Source organism: Polaromonas sp., from assembly GCF_049790275.1.
Lineage (GTDB): Bacteria > Pseudomonadota > Gammaproteobacteria > Burkholderiales > Burkholderiaceae_C > Polaromonas.
Map to the genome: position 1 here is coordinate 1 of NZ_JBAQYR010000052.1, position 22,407 is coordinate 22,407.

At 62.2% G+C, this 22,407-nt stretch carries 23 protein-coding genes and 2 tRNA genes; 11 read left to right on the top strand and 14 right to left on the bottom strand.

Annotated elements, in window-relative coordinates; translation table 11 throughout:
- From WA904_RS06735 to hemP, 4 genes are all read left to right on the top strand, one after another.
- Nucleotides 1-348 (top strand): energy transducer TonB (locus WA904_RS06735; protein ID WP_425196360.1); only part of this gene is annotated, 348 nt, incomplete at its 5' end.
- A 3-nt stretch (nt 349-351) separates the two neighbouring features.
- Complete coding sequence (locus WA904_RS06740; protein WP_425196361.1) at nt 352-1,065, top strand: MotA/TolQ/ExbB proton channel family protein; 714 nt, start codon at nt 352-354, stop codon at nt 1,063-1,065.
- A gap of 17 nt (nt 1,066-1,082) precedes the next feature.
- The gene (locus WA904_RS06745; RefSeq protein ID WP_425196362.1) at nt 1,083-1,496 is read left to right on the top strand and encodes an ExbD/TolR family protein; all 414 of its coding nucleotides are present in this window, start codon (nt 1,083-1,085) and stop codon (nt 1,494-1,496) included.
- A 210-nt stretch (nt 1,497-1,706) separates the two neighbouring features.
- Entirely contained in the window at nt 1,707-1,928 is a 222-nt protein-coding gene (gene hemP, locus WA904_RS06750; RefSeq protein WP_425196363.1) for a hemin uptake protein HemP, read from the top strand.
- 171 nt (nt 1,929-2,099) lie between these two features.
- On the opposite strand, the gene WA904_RS06755 is transcribed toward hemP, so the two are convergent.
- Nucleotides 2,100-2,507, bottom strand: a complete 408-nt coding sequence (locus WA904_RS06755) for a GlcG/HbpS family heme-binding protein (protein ID WP_425196364.1) — start codon at nt 2,505-2,507, stop codon at nt 2,100-2,102.
- A gap of 194 nt (nt 2,508-2,701) precedes the next feature.
- Between WA904_RS06755 and WA904_RS06760 the strand changes: the two genes are divergently transcribed.
- Entirely contained in the window at nt 2,702-3,391 is a 690-nt protein-coding gene (locus WA904_RS06760) for a Bax inhibitor-1/YccA family protein (protein WP_425196365.1), read from the top strand.
- A gap of 303 nt (nt 3,392-3,694) precedes the next feature.
- Nucleotides 3,695-5,188: a copper-containing nitrite reductase gene (gene nirK, locus WA904_RS06765; RefSeq protein WP_425196366.1), complete on the top strand. Its 1,494-nt coding sequence runs from the start codon at nt 3,695-3,697 to the stop codon at nt 5,186-5,188.
- A gap of 69 nt (nt 5,189-5,257) precedes the next feature.
- Here nirK and rlmD read toward each other — a convergent pair whose 3' ends face one another.
- Complete coding sequence (gene rlmD, locus WA904_RS06770) at nt 5,258-6,748, bottom strand: 23S rRNA (uracil(1939)-C(5))-methyltransferase RlmD (protein WP_425196367.1); 1,491 nt, start codon at nt 6,746-6,748, stop codon at nt 5,258-5,260.
- Nucleotides 6,749-6,812: 64 nt separating this feature from the next.
- On the opposite strand from rlmD, the gene WA904_RS06775 reads away from it, so the two are divergent.
- Complete coding sequence (locus tag WA904_RS06775) at nt 6,813-7,238, top strand: VOC family protein (protein ID WP_425196368.1); 426 nt, start codon at nt 6,813-6,815, stop codon at nt 7,236-7,238.
- 119 nt (nt 7,239-7,357) lie between these two features.
- On the opposite strand, the gene WA904_RS06780 is transcribed toward WA904_RS06775, so the two are convergent.
- The 3 genes from WA904_RS06780 to surE all read right to left on the bottom strand — a co-directional run bounded on the left by WA904_RS06780 (nt 7,358) and on the right by surE (nt 10,043).
- Nucleotides 7,358-8,248, bottom strand: a complete 891-nt coding sequence (locus tag WA904_RS06780) for a peptidoglycan DD-metalloendopeptidase family protein (RefSeq protein ID WP_425196369.1) — start codon at nt 8,246-8,248, stop codon at nt 7,358-7,360.
- A gap of 113 nt (nt 8,249-8,361) precedes the next feature.
- Nucleotides 8,362-9,225: a protein-L-isoaspartate(D-aspartate) O-methyltransferase gene (locus tag WA904_RS06785; RefSeq protein ID WP_425196370.1), complete on the bottom strand. Its 864-nt coding sequence runs from the start codon at nt 9,223-9,225 to the stop codon at nt 8,362-8,364.
- On the bottom strand, nt 9,222-10,043 hold the full coding sequence (surE, locus tag WA904_RS06790) for a 5'/3'-nucleotidase SurE (RefSeq protein WP_425196371.1): 822 nt from the start codon (nt 10,041-10,043) through the stop codon (nt 9,222-9,224). Before surE ends, WA904_RS06785 begins: the two co-directional genes overlap by 4 nt.
- A 105-nt stretch (nt 10,044-10,148) precedes the next feature.
- Between surE and WA904_RS06795 the strand changes: the two genes are divergently transcribed.
- Together WA904_RS06795 and WA904_RS06800 are read left to right on the top strand one after the other, a co-directional pair.
- Complete coding sequence (locus WA904_RS06795; RefSeq protein ID WP_425196372.1) at nt 10,149-11,132, top strand: NADPH:quinone oxidoreductase family protein; 984 nt, start codon at nt 10,149-10,151, stop codon at nt 11,130-11,132.
- 119 nt (nt 11,133-11,251) lie between these two features.
- Complete coding sequence (locus WA904_RS06800; RefSeq protein ID WP_425196373.1) at nt 11,252-11,692, top strand: response regulator; 441 nt, start codon at nt 11,252-11,254, stop codon at nt 11,690-11,692.
- Between the two features lie 67 nt (nt 11,693-11,759).
- Here WA904_RS06800 and WA904_RS06805 read toward each other — a convergent pair.
- The 6 genes from WA904_RS06805 to WA904_RS06830 form a co-directional block, all read right to left on the bottom strand.
- Nucleotides 11,760-11,835: transfer RNA gene (locus tag WA904_RS06805), tRNA-His, on the bottom strand.
- 54 nt (nt 11,836-11,889) lie between these two features.
- Entirely contained in the window at nt 11,890-13,800 is a 1,911-nt protein-coding gene (locus WA904_RS06810) for a SurA N-terminal domain-containing protein (RefSeq protein ID WP_425196374.1), read from the bottom strand.
- Between the two features lie 99 nt (nt 13,801-13,899).
- Nucleotides 13,900-13,975 (bottom strand) — tRNA-Val (locus tag WA904_RS06815).
- 25 nt (nt 13,976-14,000) lie between these two features.
- Nucleotides 14,001-14,273 carry an HU family DNA-binding protein gene (locus tag WA904_RS06820; RefSeq protein WP_026779519.1) on the bottom strand — a complete coding sequence of 91 codons (273 nt, stop codon included), beginning with the start codon at nt 14,271-14,273 and terminating at the stop codon, nt 14,001-14,003.
- A 264-nt stretch (nt 14,274-14,537) separates the two neighbouring features.
- Entirely contained in the window at nt 14,538-15,638 is a 1,101-nt protein-coding gene (locus tag WA904_RS06825) for a tartrate dehydrogenase (protein WP_425196375.1), read from the bottom strand.
- Nucleotides 15,635-16,534: an alpha/beta fold hydrolase gene (locus WA904_RS06830; protein ID WP_425196376.1), complete on the bottom strand. Its 900-nt coding sequence runs from the start codon at nt 16,532-16,534 to the stop codon at nt 15,635-15,637. Before WA904_RS06830 ends, WA904_RS06825 begins: the two co-directional genes overlap by 4 nt.
- Before the next feature lie 65 nt (nt 16,535-16,599).
- Between WA904_RS06830 and WA904_RS06835 the strand changes: the two genes are divergently transcribed.
- Entirely contained in the window at nt 16,600-17,556 is a 957-nt protein-coding gene (locus WA904_RS06835; protein WP_425196377.1) for a LysR family transcriptional regulator, read from the top strand.
- 24 nt (nt 17,557-17,580) lie between these two features.
- Here WA904_RS06835 and WA904_RS06840 read toward each other — a convergent pair whose 3' ends face one another.
- From WA904_RS06840 to uvrC, 3 genes are all read right to left on the bottom strand, one after another.
- Nucleotides 17,581-18,492, bottom strand: coding sequence for a DMT family transporter (locus tag WA904_RS06840; RefSeq protein WP_425196378.1), 912 nt, complete (start codon nt 18,490-18,492; stop codon nt 17,581-17,583).
- Nucleotides 18,489-19,055 carry a CDP-diacylglycerol--glycerol-3-phosphate 3-phosphatidyltransferase gene (pgsA, locus tag WA904_RS06845; protein ID WP_425196379.1) on the bottom strand — a complete coding sequence of 189 codons (567 nt, stop codon included), beginning with the start codon at nt 19,053-19,055 and terminating at the stop codon, nt 18,489-18,491. Before pgsA ends, WA904_RS06840 begins: the two co-directional genes overlap by 4 nt.
- A 117-nt stretch (nt 19,056-19,172) precedes the next feature.
- Nucleotides 19,173-21,080 (bottom strand): excinuclease ABC subunit UvrC, encoded by a 1,908-nt coding sequence (gene uvrC / locus WA904_RS06850; RefSeq protein WP_425196380.1) that lies wholly within the window; start codon nt 21,078-21,080, stop codon nt 19,173-19,175.
- 38 nt (nt 21,081-21,118) lie between these two features.
- Here uvrC and earP point away from each other — a divergent pair, with 38 nt between their 5' ends.
- On the top strand, nt 21,119-22,243 hold the full coding sequence (earP, locus tag WA904_RS06855; protein WP_425196381.1) for an elongation factor P maturation arginine rhamnosyltransferase EarP: 1,125 nt from the start codon (nt 21,119-21,121) through the stop codon (nt 22,241-22,243).
- The last annotated feature ends 164 nt before the right edge of the window (nt 22,244-22,407 follow it).

A 22,407-nucleotide genomic window follows, 5' to 3' on the forward strand; every position in this document is an offset into this window, starting at 1 on the left:
GTCATGGCCCCGGTGGCGCCCGCCCCCGTGCCGCCAGCGCCACCGGCCGCGCCGCGCCTGGTCGAGATCACGCAGGGCGAAACGGAATACATCCGTCCCCCCAGGCCGGTCTACCCCGCGCTGAGCAAACGCAGCGGCGAATCCGGCGTGGTCATCATTGCCGTCTACTACAGCACCTCCGGTTATGCCAAACGCGCCGAGGTCTTCAAGTCCAGCGGCTTCGAGCGCCTGGACCGCGCGGCGCGCGAAGCCGTGCTGGCCTCGCAGGTCACCCCTTTCCGGCGGGCAGGTGTCAACGAAGACACCCAGTTCCTGCTCAAAGCCCCGATTAATTTTGTTCTGGAGTAACTCATGAATTCACAATTTGGCCTGATGAACGTCTGGACTCAGGGCGACTTCGTCACCAAGGCCGTGGCCGTGCTGCTGATCGGCATGTCGCTGGTGTCCTGGATCGTCATCCTCACGAAGACGCTGGACGTGCTGAAGTACAAGAAGATTGCCCGCAGCGCGGAAGATTTCTGGCACAGCGAAGACTTCGCTGCCGGCCTGGCCAGGCTGGGCAACGACCCGGCCAACCCCTTCCGCCAGCTGGCCATCGAAGGCCGTGAAGCCACCGCCCACCACCGCAACACCAAGGCACACCTGCATGACACGCTGGACGTGAGCGACTGGGTCACGCGCAGCCTGCGCAACACCATCGACGAATTCACCTCACGCCTGCAGTCGGGCCTGGCCATCCTGGCCTCGGTCGGTTCCACCGCGCCTTTCATTGGCCTGTTCGGCACGGTCTGGGGCATTTACCACGCGCTGCTGAGCATAGGCACGGCCGGCCAGGCCACCATCGACAAGGTGGCCGGCCCCATCGGCGAGGCGTTGATCATGACCGCACTGGGCCTGGCGGTTGCCATTCCTGCGGTGCTGGGCTACAACGCGCTGGTGCGCGGCAACAAGGGTGTGCTGCACAAACTCAACCGTTTTGCCCATGACCTGCATGCCTACTTTGTGACGGGCGCACGCGTAGGCACCAGTGGGCAGGCGAATGTCGTGCCCATGAAAAAAGCCTGACCCCACAAGGAAGCATCATGGCCTTCGGAACCCAGGACGACACCGACGAGGTGATGAACGAGATCAACATGACGCCGCTGGTCGACGTGATGCTGGTGCTCCTGATCATCTTCATCATCACCGTGCCGGTGATGAAACATTCGATCAACATCGATTTGCCGCGTGCCACCAACGAGGCGCAAAACGTCAAGCCGGAAACCGTCCGGCTGACCGTGGACGCAGACGGTGCCTATTACCTCAACGAAGCAAGGATTGAGGACCCCGATCTGACACCCCGCTTCCAGGCGGCCGCCGCGCAGGAACCACAACCCGAGCTGCACATACGCGGCGACAAGTCGGTGCGCTACGAACGCGTGGCCCAGGCCATGGCCGCCGCTCAGCAGGCCGGGCTGCGCAAGATCGGTTTCATCACCGAGCCGGTCACGCCCTGAGGCAAACAGCGCTGTGGGTACAAACGCCTGGTCAGCCCTTCACAGGACCGCCAGGCTTTTTAATGCGCAGTCCTGGATTTTTTCCGCTTTCCGCCTTGCGCCTGCCTCACAAGAATTTACGGAAAAATTTACGGAAAAGCCCGGGCTTGTCTTGACTTTTAATTGCGAATCATTATCATTACGATAACGACACTTCATCAGGTAACCATCATGTCCTTCGCCCTGCCTGCCACTTCCACCCTGAGCCTGCCTTCCCGCCCCCATGGCCAGCCAGAGGCAGCAGCACCCGCCACCTCCGCTCGCAGCGATCCGGGCTGTGTGGTCGACAGCACCGAGCTGCTGCGCGGCCAGAAGGCCGTGGACATCATGCACAACGGTTCAACCTACCGCCTGCAGGCCACGCGCCTGGGCAAACTCATCCTGACCAAATAAACAACCCGTTTCATCGTGGGACGATCCGGGGCCATCACAGGTCTCACAGGTCGTTTTTGCCAGCCAGCCGGCCGCTTTCGGGCAGTTGTATTAGCCAGGCTTTTTTTCTTCCCACACGCGCAAACAAAAAAGCCGACTTGAGAGTCGGCTTTTTTTAATGCAGAAAACAGCTTACAGCCCGATGGCAGCCAGGCCGGCGCGCGCAATCTGCGCATCTTCGCTGGACTTCACGCCGCTGACACCGACAGCACCCAGGCACTGGCCATCTTTCAGGATGGGCACGCCGCCTTCCAGCAGGCCCTTGAGGTCAGGCGCGCTCAGGAAGGAAAACCGCCCGCCATTGACCATGTCTTCATAGACCTTGCTTTCGCGGCGGCCCATGGCGGCGGTATTGGCCTTGGCCGGGGCAATATGGGCGGAGATGGGCGCGGCGCCATCCAGGCGCTGCAGGTGCAGCAAGTGGCCGCCATCATCGACGATGGCAATCGTGACAGCCCAGTGGTTGGCAGTGGCCTCTGCGGCTGCAGCGGCGGCGATGGTCTGCACATCAGAAAATTCCAGCACGGCTTTTGATTTCATGTTTTCCAGGTTTGTAGGGGCAAAGACGCAAGCATACGCAACTTTTCGTGCGGCACCGGAGTCTCATTACCACCGCGGAGACTTGAAGAACCCTGACAAAAAGTAGGCAGTGGCAGGGCCAAGTGCTTGAAAATCGCTGCGTGCCCCTAAAATGACAGTGCCCGCATATGCAGGCCTCTATGGAGAAGACTCTCATGAATGACAATGTACAAACGCTGGACCATGGCTACGCTGGCGCACTTGAGCAGCGCAACCGGGTTTTGCGCAATACCTACTGGCTGCTGGCGCTGAGCCTGCTGCCCACGGTACTGGGTGCGTGGGTGGGTGTCGCCACTGGCATCACGGCCTCGCTGACGGGTGGGCTCGGCCTGATCGTCTTCCTCGGCGGTGCTTTCGGCTTCATGTACGCCATCGAGAAAACCAAGAATTCCGCCGCCGGCGTGCCGGTGCTGCTGGCCTTCACGTTCTTCATGGGCCTGATGCTCTCGCGCATGATCGGCATGATTCTGGGTTTCCGCAACGGCAGCGAACTGATCATGACCGCCATGGGCGGCACGGCCGGTGTGTTCTTTGTGATGGCCACGCTGGCCAGCGTGATCAAGCGCGACATCTCCGGCATGGGCAAGTGGCTGTTTGTCGGCGCCCTGGTCGTGATGGTGGGTTCCATCATCAACGTGTTTGTCGGATCCACCGCCGGCATGATGGCGATCTCGGTCGCCGTGATCGGCATCTTCAGCGCCTACATGCTGTACGACCTCAAGCAGATCCTCGACGGCGGCGAAACCAACTACATCAGCGCCACGCTGGCCCTGTACCTGGACCTGTTCAACGTGTTTCAGGCCCTGCTGGCCCTGCTGGGCATCATGGGCGGCGAGCGCGACTGAGCAAAGCGCTTCATGCAGCACACAAAAAGGGCCTTCGGGCCCTTTTTTCATGCCCTCGTGGCCTGCGCCCGCACCACCAGCCCTGCCTTCGGTTGCTACATATTCAGGAGCAAACCATCTTTACTGCATATGGGTCCAAGCCACATTTTTCATGAAATACGGCGCAGCGCCGATTTGCGCTGCATCAAGCAACTTAGTGTTAACCCTTAAAAAGATTCATACTAAATACATCTTCTGATTACACTTTCAACAGACCCCAGGGCAACACAGATCCAGGGGTCTTCAAAGAAGGAAGAAGGTTGTATGCGTACCCGTCATTCAAGAAATTTTTCTCTGCTGGCACTGGCTGCTGCCATGGCCTTGACCACCGTGGGTGCTGCGGCAGCGCCGCCCGCGGCAACAGCCCAGGCCGGTGCATCGCAAGCCCCGGCAACACAACAGGCCAGGGGCGCTGTCAAGAAGTACACGCTCGAAACCGGCATCGTCAACGGCAAGATGGTGTTCATCGACGACCGTGGCCAGGCCAACCCGGTGCTGCGCGCCAATGTGGGCGACACGGTTGAAATCCGCCTCAAAAGCGGCGAAGGTGCACAGCACGACATCGCCATCCCCGAGCTGAAGGTGCAGTCGCAGAAATTCGACACCGCCAGCGGCCCCGTCACCGTGCGTTTCACCGTCACGCAGGCCGGCAAATTCGCCTACTACTGCACCATCGCAGGCCATCGCCAAATCGGCATGGAGGGCGTGTTTGAAGTCGCCGGCACCAGCATCGCCGAGGCGGCACCGAAAGCCGCTGCGAAGACCACCGGCGTTCCGGGTGCCGAGCTCTACACCGCGCCAGCTGCACGGCCTGCCGACGCAGCCGCAGTGAGTGTGGCCATGGACCCGGCGGCCGTGCCTGCCCCGATTGGCGCCCGCGCGCCCCAGCACCTGAAGTACCGCATGGAAACCGTGGAGCTGACCGGCAAACTCGACGACGGCACCAGCTTCACCTACTGGACCTTCGACCGCAAAGTGCCCGGCCCCATGCTGCGCGCCCGCATCGGCGACACCATCGAGCTGACCCTGGCCAATGCACGCGACAGCAAGATGATCCATTCCATCGACCTGCACGCGGTGACCGGCGGCCACGGCGGCGGCGAACACACCCAGGTCGGCCCCGGCCAGGAAAAAACCATCACCTTCAAGGCGCTGAACGCCGGGCTGTATGTGTACCACTGTGCCACGCCGCTGGTGCCGCAGCACATCTCGGCCGGCATGTACGGCATGATCCTGGTCGAGCCCGAAGGTGGCCTGGCCAAGGTGGACCGCGAGTACTACGTGATGCAGGGCGACATGTACACCACACGGCCGCACGGTGCCAAGACACACCAGGAGTTCGACCTGGACAAGCTGGCGGCCGAACTGCCTGACTACTACGTCTTCAACGGCGCGGTAGGCTCGCTGACCAAGGAGCACAAGCTCACCGCCAACGTCGGCGAAACGGTGCGCATCTTCTTCGGCGTGGGTGGCCCGAACAAGATCTCATCCTTCCACGTGATCGGCGAAATTTTCGACAAGGTCTACAGCGAAGGCTCGATCAGTTCGCCAAAACGCGATGTGCAGACCACGCTGGTCGCACCCGGCGGCGCGACGATTGTCGAGCTCAAGGTGGACTACCCGGGCAGCTACCTGCTGGTGGACCACGCGTTGTCGCGTGCCGGCAAGGGGCTGGTCGGCATGCTGGAGGTCAGCGGTGCCGCCGATACAAGCATCTACAAGGCAGACACGGCAGGCAAGGCAGGCGCCACACACTGAGCTGCTGCCGATAAAAGGCCGTCTGGCCCAGGCTGTCCGCTGTCATGGCGGACAGCCTTTTTTATGTCCTCATGGGACGGCGCCGACCGGGAGCCGCTCGAACACGGCCATCGACTCCACATGCGCGGTGTGTGGAAACATGTTGACCACGCCCGCCGCCGTGCAGCGGTAACCCGCGTCATTGACCAGCACGCCCGCATCACGCGCCAGCGTCGCCGGGTTGCAGCTGACATACACGATGCGCTGCGGCGGCGTCCAGTCGCCGATCTGCAGATTCTGCTGCCCGCCAGCATCGTCGCAAGGCACGCCGGTGACGATCTGCTGGTGCAGCGCGGCCAGCGCCTTGAACAGCTCGAACGCACCTTCGCGCGGTGGATCGACCAGCCACTTGTCGGCGGCGCCGTCCTTGACCAGCATGCCGGGCGTCATCTCGAACAGGTTGCGCGCTACAAATTCAGTAGCTGTCAGCGCCCGTCCCTTCCGGGCTGCAGCCCTGTTTGACTCATAGTTCTCGCGCGAGCGGGCGACCAGCACCTCGCTGCCCTCAATGCCCAGCACCTCGCGCGCGCGCGTGGCCAGCGGCAAGGTGAAGTTGCCGAGGCCGCAGAACCAGTCGATCACCCGCTCATGCGACTGGACATCCAGTAAACGCAAGGCGCGCGACACCAGCACCTGGTTGATGTGCGGGTTGACCTGGGTGAAGTCGGTGGGCTTGAAAGGCATCAGCACGCCAAACTCGGGTAGGCCGTAACTCAGCACCGCCCCGCCCTCATCGAGCAGCTTGACCGTCTCCAGTCCGCCGGGCTGCAGCCACCACTGGACACCCGGGTGGGCCAACGCAAAAGCACGCAGCTTGTCGAGGTCACCCACGGACAGAGCCTCCATGTGGCGCAGCACCATGGCGGTCGCCGTGTCGCCGCAGGCCAGCTCGATCTGCGGCAGGGTTTCCTTCGCATCCATGCCGGCGATCAATGCGCGCAGGGGCAGCAGCAGGTCGCTGACATGCCGTGGCAACACATGGCACTCGCGCATGTCGGCAACGTAGCCGCTCTTGCGTTCGTGAAAGCCGACCAGCACTTCGCCCTTCTTGCGCACATAACGCACCGACAGCCGGGCCCGGTAGCGATAGCCCCAGGCCGGCCCCTCGATGGGCCGGAGAATGTTGTCGGCCTTGAGCTTGCCAATGTGCCGCAGGTTGTCTTCCAGCACACGCTGCTTGACCGCAACCTGCGCCCCCACATGCAGGTGCTGCATCTTGCAGCCGCCACAGGCACCGGTGTGCAAGCCGAAATGCGGGCATTGTGGGCGCACGCGCTGCGACGACTCGCGCAGCACCGCCATCAATGTGGCTTTTTCAAAACTGGGTTTCTTCCGGTAGACGCTGGCGCTGACCTGCTCAAACGGCAGTGCGCCTTCGATGAACACCACCTTGCCGTCGTCGCGGTGAGCAATGCCCTGGGCTTCGATGTCGAGCGACTCGACCATGAGCAGGTCGGGCGGGTAGTTGGTTTGCGCGGGAGCCGGCTTGTGCTGCGGCTGCTGGTGTTTTCTTCTGGACATCCCCGCATTGTCTCAGGCTGCGATAACATTTTCGGCTCTGCCAACAGGCGGGCAAGGAACACACATGGACATACGCATCTGCATCGACGTGAACGACATGGAACGCGCCGTCGCGTTCTACACCGAAGGGCTGGGCCTTCGATGCGGCCGGCGCTTCCAGGGCGGCTTTGTCGAGCTCCTGGGCGCTGGCAGCCCGATCGACCTGCTGCTGCAAACCGAAGGCAGCAACCCGGTTGCCGGCAGTACGGCCACGCGCAGCTTCCAGCGCCACTGGACCCCGGTGCACCTGGACTTTGTGGTGGACGACATCGACGCGGCTGTCGCCCGGCTGCTGCAACACGGCGCCGTGCTGGAGCAGCCGGTGACCGACCGCGTCTGGGGCCGCATCGCCGGGCTGGCCGATCCTTTTGGCCACGGCATTGACCTGCTGCAGTTCACCGGACGGGGTTATGACGAGATTCCCACCGACCAGGAGCAGCTACCAGCTTGATAGCTGCTTGCGTCCGCCGGATAAGGGCTGGATGCCGATTTGATGCATCAACCGGGCTGTCACGGCCATGGAAAAAAGCCCTGCATGCAGGGCTTTTTAATTCGAACCGAAGCGCCGGCCTATTTGGTAGGCAGAAATTTCGCCGGGTCCACCGGCTTGCCCTGGCGGCGGATTTCAAAATGCAGCTTCACGCGTTCGGCATCGCTGGCACCCATCTCGGCAATTTTCTGGCCCTTGCGCACCGACTGGTCTTCCTTGACCAGCAGGGTCTGGTTGTGCGCATAAGCGGTCAGGAAGGTGTTGTTGTGTTTGAGGATGATCAGGTTGCCATAGCCGCGCAATCCCGCACCCGCGTACACCACCCGGCCGTCGGCAGACGCCATCACCGGGTCGCCGGCCTTGCCGGCGATGTCCATGCCCTTGTTCTTCGCCTCGTCGAAGCCCGCGAGCACGGAGCCCTGCGCCGGCCAGATCCACGCGACGTCCTCGTCACCGCCAGCGGGAGGCGGTGTGGCCGTTGCCGGCTTTGCAGCACTGGCAGACTGGGTGGGTGCACTGGCAGGCGATGCCGGGCTGATCGGGGTCACCGAGCCCGAGGTCACCGGCCGCGCCACCGCCACCGAGCTTTCGACCGGCGGTGCCACGCGCAGCACCTGGCCGACTTCGATGAGGTTGGGATTTTCCAGGTTGCTCCAGCGGCCGATGTCGCGCCAGTTCTGGCCGGTGTCCAGCCCGATGCGGATCAGCGTGTCGCCGGGTTTGACGGTGTAGTAGCCGGGCTTGCCGGCATTCTCGAAGCCCGGCAGCTGTTTGACGCCTGCATCGACCGCAGTCACTGGCGCCCGCCCCATCCCGTTGCCACGGTCTTCCACCGGCGCGCGGCCACCGCTGCGGGTGCCGCAGGCCGCAACAAGCAACACGGAAGCGGCCAGCAGGCAGGACATGAGCAGACGGCCGGCCCGCCCCTGGGGGCTGCGTTCCTGACAAGCCGTGGAAAAAGAGACTGCCATGGCTGACCCTGCGTGTTCATTCATTGCTTGATTCACCTTTTACAACTACCGGAAGTCCGTTTGCGTGCCGTGACGCCGTCAGACGCCATGAAACAGCTTGGGTTCATGCTTGCTCAGCTGGTTCCCGATTTTAAAGGTACAAAGTGCACCGCCTCGAGTACGGTCTGTGTAACACCCTGTGGAGTCTTGTCGAGCACCACCAGCGCCTGGGCACCGCCTGCCATGTGCATGGGCGCCACCAGGCGGCCGCCAACGGCAAGCTGCTCCACCCAGGCGGGGGGAATGGCTTCACCGCCGGCTGCCGCGATGATGGCTGCATACGGCGCACCTTTGGCATAACCGGCCATGCCGTCGCCGAACAGCAGGTGCACGTTGGCCAGGCGGAAAACGCGTAGATTCTCGCGCGCCTTGTCATGCAAGCCGCGCAGGCGCTCGATGCTGTAGACCTCGGTGGCCAGCTGTCCCAGCACCGCAGCCTGGTAGCCGCAACCCGTCCCGATTTCAAGCACGCGCCCGAGCTTGCCGCCGGAGCCGGCTGCGCCCTGGCGCAACAGCTCCAGCATGCGCGCCACCACATTGGGCTTGGAAATCGTCTGGCCCAGCCCGATAGGCAGGCTGGTGTCTTCATAAGCCTGGTTGATCAGCGCCGTATCGACAAAACGGTGGCGCTCGACATGGCCCATGGCGGCGAGCACCTGGGCGTCCGAGATGCCCTGCGCCGCGAGCTTGTGCACCATGCGCGCGCGCACCGCCTTCGAGTCCAGCCCGACACCGCCGGGAACCACGGTTTTGACCTGCTTTTTGGAGTCAATAATGCCTGTAGCCCTTTCCGGATGGGCGCGACCAGCTACCTTTTTAGTAGCAGATGGCGTACCCGCATCGGGCTCCAGGCGGACCGGGAAGCCGGGCCGTTTGGCAGCCGCAGATGGTGCGGGCTTGGCGGAAGAACTGAGGGGCGGCTTTAACGGAGGCTTCATGCCGCCTGCACCACGTGCTGCGCCGGTACCTCGTGAACGCCCTGCGTCAGTTTGGCTGCCGTCTGCGCCCAGTAGGGCAGGCGCTCATGGTCTGTGAGGTCCACCTGCAAGGGCGTGATCGAGATGAAGTGCTGCCGGGTGGCAAAAAAATCGGTGCCCTCGCCCTCCTCCTTGGCCGGACCGGCGCCGCCTATCCAGTACATGGTTTCGCCGCGCGGACTGGTCTGCGTGATCACACGCTCCGCCGCATGGCGCCGGCCCAGCCGGCAGACCTTGAAGCCCTGGATCTGGTCGTCAGGCAGGTTGGGAATGTTCACATTGAGCAGCCAGGGCGCCACGGTGGGCTGCGCACCTTCGGCTATTTTTTCCAGCGATGGCATGAGCTGGTGCACCAGGTCGCGCGCGCGCCGGCCCGCCACATCGATATGGCCCCAGCCTTTTTCGGTCTGCGAAAAGGCAATCGAGGGAATGCCGAAGAGATAACCTTCCATGGCCGCACCCACGGTGCCCGAGTAAATCGTGTCGTCGCCCATGTTGGCACCGTTGTTGATACCCGAGACCACCAGGTCGGGCCGATAACCGAGCAGTCCGGTCAGCGCAATATGCACGCAGTCGGCCGGGGTGCCGTTGATGTAGCGAAAGCCGTTGGCCGCGGTCTGCACGTACATCGGCGAATGCAGGGTCAGCGCATTCGATTTGGCGCTGTTGTTCTGCTCGGGTGCGACCACCTCCACGTCGGCAATGTCCTTCAGGGCCTCGTACAGGGCGATGATGCCGGAGGCCTGGTAGCCGTCGTCGTTGCAGATCAGGATTTTCATGAATCGATTTTAAGGTCTCAAGAGTGACAAACCGCGGGCATGCCGCGTCTATTTGGCCCGGCAACCTGCCTATGATGTGTTCACTTGACCCCAACGGAGACCCCCATGCATGCCTGGCTTTGTGAAAACCCCACCGGCGTTGACGCCCTGCAATGGAAAGAACTGCCCACGCCCGAACCCAAGGCCGGCGAGGTGCTGATCGAAATCAAGGCCGCCAGCCTCAATTTCCCCGACCTGCTGATCGTGCAGAACAAATACCAGATCAAGCCGCCGCTGCCTTTTGTGCCCGGCTCCGAATACGCGGGTGTGGTGCAGGCAATCGGTGAAGGCGTGAAACACCTGAAGGTCGGCCAGAACGTGGCCTGCCTGTCGGGTACCGGTGGTTTTGCGACCCACACCATCGCGCCCGCGGCCCTGTGCATGCCCCTGCCCGACGGTTTTCCGCATGTGGATGCAGCAGCCTTCATCATGATTTACGCGACCTCGCACCACGCGCTGGTGGACCGCGCACAGCTCAAGGCCGGTGAAACCGTGCTGGTGCTGGGTGCGGCCGGGGGCGTGGGCACCTCGGCCATCCAGATCGCCAAGGCCATGGGCGCCAGGGTGATTGCCGCAGCCTCCACCGACGAGAAATGTGCGCTCTGCAAATCCATAGGCGCCGATGCCACCATCAACTACAGCACGGAGAACCTGCGTGAGGCCATCAAGACGCTGACCGAGGGCAAGGGCCCCGACGTGATTTACGACCCCGTGGGCGGCGACTTTGCCGAGCCGGCCTTCCGCTCCATCGCCTGGCGCGGGCGCTATCTGGTGGTGGGCTTTGCATCTGGCCCCATTCCCTCATTGCCACTGAACCTGACCCTGCTCAAGGGCGCCTCCATCGTCGGCGTGTTCTGGGGCGGCTTCGCCAAAAACGAGCCCAAAGCCAGCGCAGCGGCCATGGCCGAACTGGCGCAGTGGTATGCACAAGGCAAGATCAAACCGGTCATTGACCGCACCATGCCCATGGCCGAACTCAAGGCCGCCTACGCCCACATGGGCTCTCGCGGCGTCAAAGGCAAGCTGGTCATGGTCAACCAGGACGCCTGAGCAAGGCACCTGAAGGCCCCTGGCGCGTGGTACTTTCGCACACAAATAATAGAGACACATTCAGTTACAAGCGCACTTTCGCGGTACATTGGAGTTTCCTTCATTAGTTGGGGAAAAAAATGGACGTACCGACCATGCTGGTGGTGGAAGACAATCCGGATCACCTCGAACTGACCTTGACCACGCTGGAGCAAAACGGGGAGTCCCACCACATCGTGGTTGCCCGCGACGGCATGGAAGCACTGGACTATCTGCTTTGCCAGGGCGTTCACAGTAACCGCAATCCGGACGAGCAGCCTGAGCTGGTCCTGCTGGATCTCGGACTCCCAAAAGTAAACGGCCTCGAAGTTTTGCGCCGCATGCGTGAAGACCCCCGGACATTTTTTGTGCCGGTGGTCATGCTGACCTCCGCCAGCGAGCAGTCCGAGGAAATCCTGGCATTGAAAGGTGGGCTCAACAGCTATGTCAGCAAGCCACTCGATTTCCGCGACTTTCAGGCCAGGCTGGAAGACGTCAGGGAATACTGGCGCACCTCCAACCTCGCGCCGCTGAGTTCCTGAGCCGCACGCGCCTCGCGGTTCAGCCAAAGAAAAAGCCCCTGTTGCAGGGGCTTTTTCTTTGAAACACTGGGGTGGCTGATGGGGCTCGAACCCACGACAACAGGAATCACAATCCTGGACTCTACCAACTGAGCTACAGCCACCGTAGCCTCAAATTATAGCGGGAACTGCGCGCCTTCCACGCCGCGCACCCCGCTTTATGCGCCGGCCTTCTGCTCCGCAGGACGCGACACCTTGATGTCTGCCTTGAAACGCTCTTTCAGGATGTTGTAGTACGCCAGGCTTTCAGCCGACGTCCACCACTGGGTGTACTGGGCCTGGGCCTGCTGGGCAGCGGCGGCTGCCTGCTCCGGACGCGGCAACACCTTGCGCACATTGACGACAGCGTAACCCTGGGGCCCGAGGTCCACACCCACCAGCGCGGGCATCGCACTCGTGTCGGCACTCAGTATGGCGCTGACGACCGGCGCCGGCACTTGCTGCGTCTGGTCCCGCGAAACCACGACCGCCGCAGGCAGCGCAGCGGCCGCAGGGCTGGCCTTCCAGGCAGCCAGTTTTTCAGCGCCGTCCTTGCGCGCCATTTCGGCACCGCGCTGCTGCTGCAGGCGTGTACGAACGCGTTCCTTGACCTCTGCCAGCGGCAGCGTGCGGGCCGGGGTGTACTGGGTGATGCGGCCGGACACGAGCTGGCTGGGGCCTGCTTCAAGGGCTTCGGTGTTGCGCTTTTTTTCCACCGAATCGGGCGAGAACAAGGCCGCCAGGAACTTCGGGTTGGCCAGCACGCCGGTGGCGCCTGCCACGGGGGTACGCGTCAGCTTGGCGGCTGTCTTGATTTCGAGCTTGAGCCGCTCGGCGATCGGCCGCAGGGTGTCGGACTGTTCGTACACCGCGTTGCTGAAAGTTTCCGCCGTCTCGGCAAATTTCTTCTGCGCCAGTTGCTGCTTCAACTCGGCTTCCAGTGCGGGCTTCATCTCTTCATAGCTTTTCTGCTTGGGCGCCTTGATGTCCGTCAGCTTGATGATATGGAAGCCGAATTCGGTTTCCACCACATCGCTGATATCGCCCTTCTTCATGGCGAACACGGCATCGGCAAAAGGCTTGACCATGGCATTGTGGGCAAAGAAATCCAGATCGCCACCGGCAGCCGCAGAACCGGTGTCCTGTGAATTCTTTCGCGCCACTTCGGCAAACGAGTCGGGCGCTTTTTTGACGTCTGCCAGCAGTTGCTGCGCTTTCTCTTTGGCTTTCTCGCGCGCGGCAGCCGGCGCAGAGCCCGGCGCCTCGATCAGGATGTGGCTGGCACGGCGCTCTTCATTGCCTGCAAGTTGCCGGGCATTCTGTTCGAAATACGTCTTCAAGTCCTGCTCATTGACCGTGATGCTTTTTTTCACTGAGTCCAGATCAAGCACGACGTATTCAACGCTGGCCTCTTCCGGCGCCTGGAACAGGGACGGGTTGTCCTTGTAGAACTGCTCCAGCTCAGCATCGCCTGGATTGACCCTGGCGGCATAGTCGGCCGTGTTGAAATGCGCCACCTGGGCCTCGCGCCTTTCGAAAAAGGCATTGAGCGAAACATCGGCAATGGCCTTGGAAGCCAGGCCGGTTCCCGCCACACCCAGCATGACCTGCCGCGTGGCCAGGTCGGCACGCAGGCCTGCTTCATACTGCTCCGGTGCCATGCCCGTTTGCGCGATAAAACCCGCGCGGTCGAACTTGCCGTCCGGCAGCCTGAATGCGGCAATGGCCTTGTCTTCGGCATACAGCCTCTGCAGCTTCTGGTCCGCTACCACCAGACCGCCTTTGGCCGCCGCCGCTGCTAGTACCCGGTCGCGCACCAGGCGCTCGAGTGTGCCGTAACGCGCTTCGGGCGAATCCAGCAGCTTGATGTCAAGCGTTGGCATGGAAGCCCTGAGGCGGTTCACCTCGTTCTGGTGCGCCGCATCCCATTCCGGCTGGGTGATGTCCTTTCCATCGACCACAGCAACGACGCCGCCGTTTCCCCCGGAGGGACCCTTGTTGTTCATGCCGACCAGAATAAAGGACGGAACAATCAGCAAAAACAGCAATGCCATCGTGACTTTGGTGTGCTTGCGAATGAAATCAAACATCTCGAATTTCCTGTGCGGCTGTCAATCGGCCATTTAAAACTTGCGCTAAGCCATCAATGAAAAAGGCGAACATCTGTTCGCCTTTTTTGTTCCAGTCGGTGGTGGGTGCTGACGGGCTCGAACCGCCGACCTACGCCGTGTAAGGGCGCTGCTCTACCAACTGAGCTAAGCACCCCACCTCAACTTTTACTTCATGTGTTTCAGTTCAGGGCGTCCTTGAGCGCTTTGCCGGGACGGAACTTGGGCACTTTGGCTGCCTTGATTTTAATCGCATCGCCGGTACGCGGGTTGCGGCCTGTGCGGGCGGCACGTTTGCCCACTGCAAAAGTGCCAAAACCCACCAGAGACACGGAGCCTCCTTTTTTCAGGGTTGATTTGACAGCGCCAATGGTTGACTCCAGCGCGCGCGTTGCGGCAGCTTTGGAAATGTCAGCGTTCTTGGCAATGTGCTCGATCAGTTCAGTCTTGTTCACAAGGAGCCCCTCGTTGTTGAAAGTTAATCTGGTTGTCTCTTGAGATCTCCCCTGGGCACCTGTCAAAAGATGGCAGCGGGAGGCGGCATGTGCAGATCGTCTGCTGATTCCAATTAGAGCCATGGACTCCCATCGTGTCAATACAACATCAGATTTTTACAACGTGCGGTGGCGGATTCTAGCCCTTTTTTTCACGCTTTCCCGTCATATTCATAAGCACACCCTGCATTTCAGTGAGCCCCGCCACATCCCGAACAAAACGTTTCAACCCAATGCCGCGGCAATGGCTTTGCCCACATCGGCCGTGCTTCCAGTGCCGCCCAGGTCAGGCGTTCTGGGCGCACCACTTTTGGGAGCCAGCACTTTTTCAATGGCCGCGAGAACCGCGTCGTGCGCATTTCTATGTCCCAGAAATTCAAGCATCATCGCGCCACACCAGATCTGCCCGATGGGATTGGCGATGCCGCGCCCCGCAATATCGGGCGCCGAACCATGCACAGGCTCGAACAGCGAAGGAAATTTCCGATCAGGATTCAGATTGGCACTGGGCGCAATGCCGATGGTTCCGGTGCAGGCCGGGCCGAGGTCACTGAGGATGTCGCCGAACAGGTTGCTGGCAACCACCACATCGAAAAAATCGGGACGCTGGACAAAATGCGCCGTCAGGATATCGATGTGGAATTTGTCGAGCTTCAGGTCGGGATACCCTTTTGCCATCTCGGCCACGCGTTCGTCCCAGTAAGGCATGGTAATCGCGATACCGTTGGACTTGGTCGCACTGGTCAGGTGTTTTTTCGGGCGTGACTGCGCCAGCTCAAAAGCGAACTTCAGCACGCGGTCCACGCCAATGCGTGAAAAGACGCTTTCCTGCATCACGATCTCCCGCTCGGTGCCGGCGTACATGCGTCCACCTATGCTGGAGTATTCACCCTCGGTGTTTTCGCGCACGATGTACATGTCGATCTCGCCGGGCAAGCGCGCGCTGCCATCGCGTCGCACCACCGGCGCAATGATGCCGGGCATCAGCCGGGCCGGCCGCAGGTTGATGTACTGGTCGAACTCGCGGCGGAAGAGCAGCAGCGAACCCCAAAGCGACACGTGATCGGCGATTTTTTCCGGCCAGCCCACCGCGCCGAAATAAATTGCGTCATGCCCGCCTATCTGCTCCTTCCAGTTGTCCGGCATCATCTGGCCGTGTTTCTCGTAGTAGTCCCAGCTCGAAAAATCGAAATGATCGAACTGCAGGTCAATACCGAACTTCGACGCGGCCGCCTCCATCACGCGAATGCCCTCTGGCATGGTTTCCTTGCCGATGCCGTCGCCGGCGATGACCGCAATTCTCTTTTTGCCGGTGTTCTTGCTCATGTCTGTTTTCCTTGGGTTGGGGGTTTGAAAAAATCAAGGGCTTGCGCCAGCAGCAGGGACGGCGCTTCTTCCGCAATATAGTGCCCGCAGGGCAGGCTCAGGCCCGACACATCCTTTGCCCGTGCGCGCCAGAGATCGAGCACATCGAAACACTGGCCGACGGCGCCATGCTCGCCCCAGAGCACGCGCAGGGGCTGCACCAGCCGCCGTCCTTCGTCCACGTCGGTTCGATCGTGCAGCAGGTCCACCGTGGCCGAAGCTCGGTAGTCTTCACAGATGCTTGTTGCCGTTCCGGGAATCTGTGCGCAGCGCTCGTACTCAGCCAGCGCAGCCGGCATAAAGGCGCCAAGACCCGCATGGCGCTTGCCCATCACACTGCGCAGGTAACGTACCGGATCGGATTCGATCAGCGCTTCGGGCAAGGGCGGCGGCTGAATCAGGAAGAACCAGTGCCAGTAAGCGCGCGCAAAAGCCTCCGAGGTGTTTTCGTACATGGCCAGTGTGGGTGCAATGTCCAGCAGCATCAGCCGCTGCACGGCGGCGGGATGATCGGCTGCCAGCCGGTGCGCCACCCGCGCACCGCGGTCGTGCGCCAGCACCTGGAAAGTATTGAAGCCATGGTGCTGCATCACGGCCAGCGCATCCAGGGCCATCTCGCGCTTCGAATAGGCAAGATGGCCCGGGTCTGTTGGCGGGCGGGCGGAATCGCCATAACCGCGCAAGTCCATCATGACCACCGTGAAGTGCCGGGCCAGTTCGGGCGCCACCGCATGCCACATCGCATGGGTTTGCGGATGGCCGTGCAGCAGCAGCAAGGGCGCGCCCTGCCCGCCCCTGCGGCCATGCAGCCGGACCGCGCCCCGGCCGACTTCGAAGGTCTCGAATGCTTCAAACATGCAGTGATTGTGATTGCCAGACCACCTTGAATCAAGAAATAATCCTAGAATTGATTATTCTCTGAATGGAAATTATGGAACGTGCCGACCTGGCCCTGGTGGTGGCAATTCAACAGCATGGCAGCCTCGTGGCCACCGCCGAGGCGCTGCAGATGGCACCTTCCGCCGTGACCAAACGCCTGGCCCAACTGGAGGCCGAACTCGGCCTGCTGCTGTTTCAGCGCACGACGCGGCGGGTGGCCGCCACACTGGAAGGCGAGTTGCTGTGCGAGGGCGCACGGACCATGCTGGACCAGTTCGATGCGCTGGAACAATCCCTGCAGGAACGCAAAACGGAAGCCTCGGGATTGATTCGCCTGGCGGCCACTTTCGGCTTCGGGCGCATCTGGCTGGGGCCGGTGCTGGCGGAGTTCCAGGCCAGGCATCCTGCCATCCAGATCCAGCTGCAGCTTTATGAACAACTGCCGGATCTGTCAGCGGAAGGTTTTGACGGCGCCGTGTGGCTCTGGTCGCCCCGGCCGCAACGGGCCGCGGAGTGGACAGCGCGTAAACTGGCCAGCAACCAGCGGGTGGTGGTAGCTGCACCCGCTTATGTGCGCAAACACGGCAAGCCGGCCACGCCGGCGGAGCTGGCGCAACACAATTGCCTGATCGCACGCGAAAACGAACGCCAGTTCGACACCTGGCACCTGCAGACGGTGCGCGGCGCGCGCAGGAAGGCCTCCGACACCGCGGACGCCGGTCAGCGTGTTCGCGTGCAGGGAACACTGTCATCCAATTCGGGAGAACTGGTGCGCGACTGGTGCCTGCAGGGGCGCGGCGTGATGCTCAGAAGCCTGTGGGATGTGCAGGCCCAGCTCGATTCAGGCAAGCTGGTGCGGCTGCTTCCGCTGTACGCCATGCTGGATGCCGACATACAGTGGCTGGCGCCCTATCGGCCGCAAACGCCGAAGCGGGTGCGCCTGCTGATCGATTGCCTCGCGGAAAAATTCAGGCATGAGCCCTGGCGCGCGCCTGTTTGAAAACAGCGGGCCGCCTTCCCCTCTTCAGGCGGCGGCTTTCGCCCCGGTGCGCACCACCAGCCAGACACCCAGCGCAGTCAACGCCGTCCCCAGCACCGTCACCACCGTGATGGCTTCACCAAACAGCAGCCAGGCCATCAGCGCGGTGGTGGGCGGCACCAGATAAAGCAGGCTGGTCACGGCGGTCGCAGCACCGCGCTGGATCAGCATGTAGAGCAGCGAGCTGCCACCCAGCGTGAGTGCCAGCACAGACCACGCCAGCGCCCCGAGGAACTCTGCCGTCGGCACCACCGGCTCGGTTTCCATCCAGGCAAACGGCAAGGTCACCAACAAGGCTGCACCCAGCTGGATGGCATTGGCACTGCGCACATCCGCCGCCTGGACAAACCGCTTCTGGTACAGGGTGCCGATGGTGATGCTGAGCAGGGCAAACACCGCGAAGGCCAGGGTAGAGGGCGTGGCTTCATTGCCCGCGCCAAATTTGCGCGACACCACCAGCAACAGGCCGGCCAACCCCAGCACCAGGCCCAGCCATTGACGCGCGCTGACGCGGTTTTCGCTTTGGCTGCTATCGCCCATGCGTGAAACCCAGACCGCCGTCAGTACAGGCTGCAGGCCAACAATCAGTGCCGACAGGCCCGACCCCATGCCACCCTTGATGGCCGACCAGACACCGCCGAGGTAGCCCCCATGAATCAGGATGCCGGTGACCCCCAGGTGCAGCCACTGTGCCCCACTGCGCGGCCAGGCCACACGCGCGATGGCGATCCAGACCAGGAAGCAGGCGAGCGACAGCACATAACGGATGGCCAGAAAGCTCAAGGGTGGCGCATAAGGCAGGCCGTATTTGGCGACGATGAAGCCGGTGCTCCAGATCAGCACAAACACGGCGGGCATGGCCCTGATCAGGGCGCCAGTGGACGCAGGAGAGCTCATTTGGCCCGCGCGCGGATTTCGGGAATGGCTTTTTTGAGGTAGTAGGCCATGGACCAGACCGTCAGGATGGCCGACAGCCAAATCAGCCAGGTGCCCCAGACGTTGGTGTTGATGATGCCGAACAAAATTCCGTCGAACAGCAGGAAGGGAATTGCCACCATCTGCACAGTGGTCTTGATCTTGCCCAGCATGTGCACCGCCACGCTTTTAGTGGCGCCTATCAGTGCCATCCATTCGCGCAGTGCGGAAATGGCGATCTCGCGCCCGATGATGATGAGTGCCACAAACACATCGGTACGCTGCAAGTGCACCAGCACCAGCAACGCCGCGCAGACCAGGAACTTGTCAGCCACTGGATCGAGAAATGCGCCGAAGGACGAGGTCTGGTTCAGCCTGCGCGCCAGGAAGCCGTCCAGCCAGTCGGTGGCGGCAAAAACCACGAACATGATGGTCGCGATCAGGTTCTGGCTGGCCGGCAATATGTCGAGGTAGAAAATGCCCACAATCAGAGGAATCGCAACAATGCGGGTCCAGGTCATCAAGGTGGGTATGGTCAGGAACATCAGCTGATTTTGACATGCCCCAAGCTGGGGCGGAGGGACGGCCGGGAGAGATCCCCCAAATACCCTGCTTTCCGCCTGCTTCGTTGCGCAAATACGTCTTGCACCGGCACGTGGCCCTCAGTGCAGCGCGCGATAGATTTCCTCGGCCAGCTCGCGGGAAATGCCTTCCACCGTGGCGATGTCTTCCGCGCTGGCCGAACTCACGCCGCGTATGCCGCCAAAACGCTGCAGCAGGTTGGCGCGCCGCTTCGGACCGATGCCGGCGATGTCTTCCAGGCGGCTGGCGCCCACACGCACCTTGGCGCGCCGGGCACGCATGCCGGTGATCGCGAAACGGTGGGCTTCGTCGCGGATCTGGGCGATCAGCATCAGCGCGGCCGAGTCGCGGCCCAAGTAAACCTTGTCCCGGCCATCGGCAAACACCAGTTCCTCGAGACCGACCTTGCGGCCCTCGCCTTTCTCGACACCCGCAATCAGGCCGAGGTCCAGGCCGAGTTCCTCGAACACCTCGCGCGCCATGGACACCTGGCCCTTGCCGCCGTCGACCAGCACCAGGTCGGGAAGGCGGGCCGTGTTATTGCGCGCCGCTTCGGCAAGCTTGCTGTAGCGGCGCATCAGCACCTGCCGCATGGCAGCGTAGTCGTCGCCCGGCGTGATGCCCTCGATGTTGTAGCGCCGGTATTCGGCGCTCTGCATCTTGTGGCCATGGAACACGACGCATGAAGCCTGGGTGGATTCGCCTGCAGTGTGGGAGATATCAAAACATTCAATGCGCAAGACGTCGAGTTTGTCGAGTGGTAAGTCCAGCGCCTCGGCCAGGGCGCGGGTACGCGCCTGCTGCGAGCCCTGCTCGGCCAGCAGGCGGGCCAATTGCAGGTCGGCATTTTTCTGCGCCATTTCGAGCCAGATGCGGCGCTGCTCGCGCGGCTGGTGAATCGCCGTGACCTTGTTGCCCGTCTGCATGACCAGCGCGGCCATCAGTTCCTTGTCGACCGGCTCGCTGCAGACCAGCACGGGCGGCACTGGCACATCGACATAGTGCTGGGCAATAAAGGCTTCCAGCACGAGGGCTTCCAGGCTTTTGGTTTTACCGGTCGGCATGCCTTCCCCACCTTCCGTGCTGTCTTCATCGAGCGCGGCCAGGTCAACCGCATGCTCGACATGGGTGGGGAAATACGCCCTGTCGCCAAGATGCCGGCCACCGCGCACCATGGCCAGATTCACGCAGGCCTTGCCGCCCTGCATCTTCACCGCCAGGATGTCCACATCCTTGTCGCCACCGATTTCCATGGACTGCTGGTGCAGCACCTTGGACAGCGCCGAGATCTGGTTGCGCAGTTCGGCCGCCTGCTCGAACTCCAGCTTCTCCGCATGGCCGCGCATCTGTTTTTCCAGCTCCGTCAGGATGTCTTCGGCCTGCCCCTGCAGGAAGCGCTCGGCGTTCGCCACGTCCAGCGCATACTGCTCGGGCGTCACATGGCCGACGCAGGGGGCGGAACAGCGCTTGATCTGGTACAGCAGGCAGGGCCGCGTGCGGTTGTTGAACACCGTGTCTTCACAGGTGCGCAGCTTGAAGACCTTCTGCAGTAGCAGGATGGTTTCCTTTACCGCCCAGGCACTGGGGTAAGGCCCGAAGTAGCGGTGCTTTTTTTCCACCGAACCGCGGTAATAGGCCACGCGCGGAAAGCTGTACGACGCCAGCTTGAGATAGGGATAACTCTTGTCATCCCGGAACAGGATGTTGTACTTAGGGTTGAGCGTCTTGATCAGGTTGTTTTCGAGCAGCAGCGCCTCGGCCTCGGAGCGGACCACCGTGGTTTCCATGCGGGCTATCTTGGTCACCATATGGCCGATGCGCGTGCCGCCATGGTTTTTCTGGAAGTAGCTGGCTACGCGCTTCTTCAGGTCGCGTGCCTTGCCGACATAAAGCACCGCGCCTTCGGCATCGAAGTAGCGGTAAACGCCCGGCATGGCCGGCAGCGCTGCGACTTCGCTGAGCAGTTGGGGATCAAATTCGTGGGTCATGCTTGTGCCTGGATATCCGTATTGTGGACAATCCCGGCATGGATCATCGCCCGCAATGGGACATTTTTTGCAAGGTCATCGACAACCACGGCGACATCGGTGTCTGCTGGCGGCTCAGCGCCGAACTGGCCGCACGCGGCCAGCGCGTGCGGCTCTGGGTCGACGATGGCTCCGCCCTGCAGTGGATGGCACCTGAAGGCTGCGACGGCGTCGCGGTGCTGCCCTGGCTGGAGCCGCTGGGCATGAACCTCATGCGCCTCGATGCCGCGCCCTGTGATGTGCTGGTGGAAGCTTTCGGCTGCGAGATCGCTCCTGAATTCATAGCCGCCTGCGCAGAAGGCGCGGGGGCTACAGGCCAAAAACCTGTATGGCTGAACCTTGAATACCTGTCCGCCGAAGCGTATGTGGAGCGTTGCCACGCCATGCCTTCGCCGGTACTGCATGGCCCCGCCGCGGGCTGGACCAAGTGGTTTTTCTACCCCGGATTCACCCCGGCGACCGGAGGCCTGCTGCGCGAAGACGCACTGCCGGCGCGCCAGGCAGCTTTCGATCGCCAGACCTGGCTGGCCGGCTGCGGCATCCCGTGGAAGGGCGAGACACTGGTGTCGCTGTTCTGTTACGAGCCCCCTGCCCTGGCGCAGCTGCTGGACCATCTCGCCCGCGCTGGCACAAGCTCGGCGCCGGTACGGCTTCTCGTGACGGCAGGCCGTGCGACCAGCGCCGTTCAGGCCGTGGTTCATGGTCAAAAGTGGCGCCAGCCCAGGCAGGATGGGCGTGAGCCGCTATCTATTTCATACCTCCCCTGGCTCAGCCAGCGCGATTTTGACCATCTGCTCTGGGCCTGCGACCTGAACTTCGTGCGAGGGGAAGACTCGGTGGTGCGGGGGCTCTGGGCCGGGCACGCTTTCGTCTGGCAGATTTATCCCCAAGGCGACCAGGCCCACCTGCCCAAGCTGGAAGCCTTTCTGGACATGCTGGAGGCGCCGCCTTCGCTGCGGCATTTTCACCAGGTGTGGAATGGCCTGCCGGGTGAATTGCCGGCACCGGATCTGCCGCTGTGGTCGGCCTGCACCCAGGCAGCCCGGCAGCGCCTGCAAAACCAGACCGACCTGGCAACGCAGCTGCTGGACTTTGTCACGCACAAGCGCCCGCCACACGCATAGGCGGCCGCTGCAAACGTCAACATCGCCGTGGCACGGTCCGGGAGCCGGATTTCAGGCTGCTGGCAAAAAAACGTTAAAATACAGGGCTTTGCACGGCCCGGTAGGGGCCATGCCGCACTCCCGCCGCAGACCCGCATCATCCCAGACGCATTGGCGGCCAACTC